Raw genomic sequence first — 4,677 nt, forward strand, 5'->3', positions numbered from 1 at the left:
ACGACCACTTCCCCGTCTTCACCGAAACCTTCGATGACGTCTGCGGTCTTCTCGACCCGTACCTGGAACACCCGCTACGGGAGCTGATCTTCAGCCGCGACCCCGAGCAGGCGGCGCTGCTGGACCACACCACCTACGCCCAAGCCGGACTGTTCGCCCTACACATCGCCCTGGCACGACTCCTCGACACGCTCGGCGTACGCCCCGACGCCGTCATCGGCCACTCCATCGGCGAAATCGCCGCCGCCCACATCGCCGGAGTCTTCAACCTCCCCGACGCCTGCCACCTCGTCGCCACCCGCGCCACCCTCATGGGAAGACTCCCCGACGGCGGAGGCATGGCCACCATCGCCGCCACGGCTGAGGAACTTGCCGAAGATCTTGCCGCACACGACAACCAAGTGAGCATCGCCGCCCTCAACACCCCCACCAACACCGTCATCTCCGGCCCTCTTGAACTCGTCACCGACATCAGCGCCACCTGGGCCGCGAAGGGCCGCAAGACCCGCACACTGACCGTCAGCCACGCCTTCCACTCCCCCCTGATGGACCCCATCCTGGAACCCTTCACACAGGCCGTCAGCGGACTCTCCTACCACTCACCCACCATCCCGATCCTCAGCAACCTCACCGGCCAACCAGCCGACGAGGAAATCACCACCCCCGGCTACTGGGCCCAACACATCCGCCAGCCCGTCCACTTCCACCCCGCCATCACCCACATCGCACCCAAAACCGGCGTCTTCCTCGAACTCGGCCCCGACCCCACCCTGGCCACCGCCACCCACCACACCCTCCACCACCACACCACCGAAGACCCCACCGATCAGAACAACCCCCCAACGCCACTGATCACCTCCGCCCTCACCCGCAAACAGCCCGAGCCACGGGCCCTCACCCACACCCTCGCCCAACTCCACACCCACGGCACCACCATCGACTGGACCAGCTGGTACCCCACCACCCCCACCCCCCGCACCATCGAACTCCCCACCTACGCCTTCCACCGCCAGCACTACTGGCTGTCGTCCGCCGCCTCCTCCCCCGGACCGGCGCCCACCGAGACGGCTGCTCTGGTTGACAAGGAGTTCTGGGAGGCGGTGGAGCGCGAGGACCTAGAGGCGCTGGCGGCGACCATCGACTCACCGGCGGACCAGCAGCCCATGCTGGGCGCCGTACTCCCGACTCTGTCCGCCTGGCGGCGGCAGCACCGGGAGCGGTCGGTCATCAACTCCTGGCGCTATCAGACCACTTGGAAGCGCCTTCCCACTCCTTCCACACGTCCGGACCTCTCCGGCACCTGGCTGCTGATCATCCCCAGCGGTCACTCCGACCACCCTGGCGTGACAACCGCCACGCAGGCCCTGACCGCCCACGGCGCCACTTCACTCCGCCATGTGCTCGACACCCGTGCCGTCGATCGCGACACCCTGGCGGACCAGCTCACCCGTCTGGCCACGGAGGGCGCGCCCGCCGGAGTGCTGAGCCTGCTCGCCCTCGACGAGGAGCCGCACCCCCAATACGCCGCCGTGCCCTCCGGGCTGACCGCGACCACCGTACTCCTCCAGGCCCTCGGAGACGCCGAGATCGCGGCGCCCCTGTGGTGCCTCACGCAGGGCGCCGTCGCCACCGGTCCCGGCAGTCCGCTCCCCGGCCCTCGACAGGCGCAGACCTGGGGACTTGGCCGGGCCGCGGCGCTGGAACACCCCCGCCGCTGGGGCGGTCTGATCGACCTGCCCATCGTCATCGACCACCACACCGCGGACCGTCTGGCCGCGTTGCTCGCCCCCGGTGGGCCCGAGGACCAGTCCGCCATCCGCGCCACCGGCAGCTATGCCCGGCGCCTCCGTAGGGCAGGTACGCCCACCACGGCCCCCAGGACCTGGCAACCCACCGGCACCACGCTCATCACCGGCGGCACCGGTGGTCTCGGCGCCCATATCGCCCGCTGGCTCGCCCGCCGGGGAGCCCCCCATCTCCACCTCATCAGCCGCTCCGGCCCCGACGCCCCCGGAGCCGCCCAACTCAGCGAAGAACTCAACGTGTTGGGTACGACCGTCACCGTCACCGCCTGCGACGTCTCCAACCGGGCCGCGCTCCAGCACCTCCTCGACACCATCCCCGCCGAACACCCCCTCACCACCGTCGTCCACGCCGCCGGAACGTCGGACACCGAGCTCATCGCCGAGCTGGGGCCGGAGCGGCTGCAGGGTGTGCTCGGGCCCAAGGCCCTGGCCGCCGCCCATCTGCATGAGCTGACCCAGGGGCTCGACCTCAGCGCCTTTGTGCTCTTCTCGTCCGGTGCGGCCTCGTGGGGCGGCAGTCGGCAAGGGGCCTACGCCGCCGCGAACACCTATCTCGACGCCCTGGCAGAGCACCGCCGCGCCCGTGGCCTGCCCGCCACCAGCATCGCCTGGGGCCCCTGGGGCGATGCTGGCATGGCCGCCGACGACACCGCACTCGCGTTCTATGGGCGGCGCGGCCTGTCTCCGCTGGGCCCGGAGCTGGCCGTGGCATCGCTCCAGCACGCCCTGGACCACCGTGACACCACGGTCACCGTGGCGGACATCGACTGGGAGAAGTTCCCGACGGCATTCACCGCGCAGCGCCCCAGCCCGCTGCTCGACGACCTGATCACGGCCGCCGAGAACCCCACCGAGCGAATCACCGAGGCGTCCGCCACCACTTCCGCCACCACCTCGCTCCAGCAGCGGCTCTCCGCCACCACCCCCGAACAGCAGCACCAGCTCCTCCGCGAGCGGATCCAGTCCCTCGCGGCCTCGATCCTGGGGCATTCCGGGCCGGACGCCATCCCTCCCGCCCAGCCGTTCCAGGAGCTCGGGTTCGACTCCCTGACCGCCGTGGAGCTGCGCGACCAGCTCGCCACCGCCACCGGCATCGACCTCGCGCCCTCGCTCGTCTTCGACCACCCCACGCCGAATGCGCTCGCCGCCTATCTGCTCGCCGAACTCATGGGCCAGCAGACGGCCGTCACCGCTCGTACCCCGATCACGGTCGCCCACGACGAGCCGATCGCGATCGTCGGCATGGCCTGCCGTTACCCCGGCGACGCACACTCACCGAAGGAGCTGTGGGACCTGGTCATGGCCCACCGCGATGCCATCGCGGAGATGCCCACCGACCGCAACTGGGATCTGCACGCGCTCTACGACCCCGATCCCGACCGCTCGGGGACGAGCTATGTCCGCGAGGGCGGGTTCCTCTACCGGGCGGCCGAGTTCGATCCCGGGTTCTTCGGCATCAGCCCCCGCGAGGCGGTCGCCATGGACCCCCAGCAGCGGCTGCTCCTGGAAACCGCCTGGGAGACCTTCGAAAGCGCCGGCCTGGACCGGAACACGCTCGCGGGCAGCGATACGGGCGTGTTCGCGGGCGTGACGTCACAGGACTACATTGCCCTCACCGGCGATACGGCGAGCGACGTCGAAGGCTATGTCGCCACCGGCAACATCGGCAGTGTGGTGTCCGGCCGGGTGGCCTACTCCTTCGGCCTCGAAGGCCCGGCGGTCACGGTGGACACCGCGTGCTCGTCCTCACTGGTGGCCATGCATCTGGCCGCCCAGGCGCTGCGGCAGGGCGAATGCACGATGGCCCTGGCCGGTGGGGTGACGGTGATGGCCACCCCCGGGGCGTTCATCGAGTTCTCCCGCCAGCGCGGCCTGGCACCCGACGCACGGTGCAAGCCGTTCGCGGCGGCGGCCGACGGCATGGTGTGGGGCGAGGGCGTCGGGCTCGTCCTGCTGGAACGGCTGTCGGACGCGCGCCGCAACGGCCACCGGGTGCTAGCCGTGATCCGGGGCTCCGCCGTCAACCAGGACGGCACCAGCAACGGCCTGACCGCGCCCAACGGACCCTCGCAACAGCGGGTGATCCGCCAGGCGCTCGCCAACGCCCGGCTGTCGCCGTCCGAGGTGGACGCGGTGGAGGCACACGGTACGGGCACCACGCTCGGCGATCCCATCGAGGCCCAGGCGCTGCTGGCCACGTACGGGCAGGACAGGCCGGAGGACCAGCCGCTGTGGCTCGGCTCCATCAAGTCCAACATCGGCCACACCCAGGCCGCCGCCGGGGTGGCCGGGGTCATCAAGATGGTGATGGCCATGCGGCATGAGCTGCTGCCCGCCTCACTGCACATCGACGCACCGACCCCGAACGTCGACTGGAGCTCGGGCGATCTACGCCTGCTCACCGAACCCGTCCCATGGCCTCAGGGCGAACGCCCCCGCCGAGCGGGAATCTCCTCCTTCGGCATCTCCGGTACGAACGCCCATCTCATCCTTGAGCAGGCCCTTGAGCCCATCGAACCCGCCCCCGTATCGGATGTCACTGGTGTGGTGCCCTGGGTGATTTCGGCGCAGAGCGACGTGGCGCTACGAGGCCAGGCACGGGCCCTGACCCGGCACATCATCGGCGAGCCCGAGGTGAGCGCCCCGGAGGTGGGGTGGTCCTTGCTCCGGTCCAGGACGCTCTTCGACCACCGGGCCGTGATCATCGGCCAGGACCGCGAGGAGCTGGTCGCGGGGCTGGAGGCACTGGCCGCCGGGAAACCACATCCGGGCCTGGTGCACCCCGGCACGGCCGCCGAGGCCACCGGCCAAACCGTGTTCCTCTTCAGCGGACAGGGCAGCCAACGCCCCGGCATGGGCGCCGAACTCTACG

1 protein-coding gene is annotated in these 4,677 nt (G+C 70.5%); it reads left to right on the plus strand.

Translation table 11 applies throughout. The features are described 5' to 3' along the window. A partial coding sequence (locus tag VT50_RS36300) for a type I polyketide synthase (RefSeq protein ID WP_143645333.1) occupies positions 1 to 4,677 on the plus strand: 4,677 nt, incomplete at both ends.

The organism is Streptomyces antioxidans, from assembly GCF_000968685.2.
Taxonomy (GTDB): domain Bacteria; phylum Actinomycetota; class Actinomycetes; order Streptomycetales; family Streptomycetaceae; genus Streptomyces; species Streptomyces antioxidans.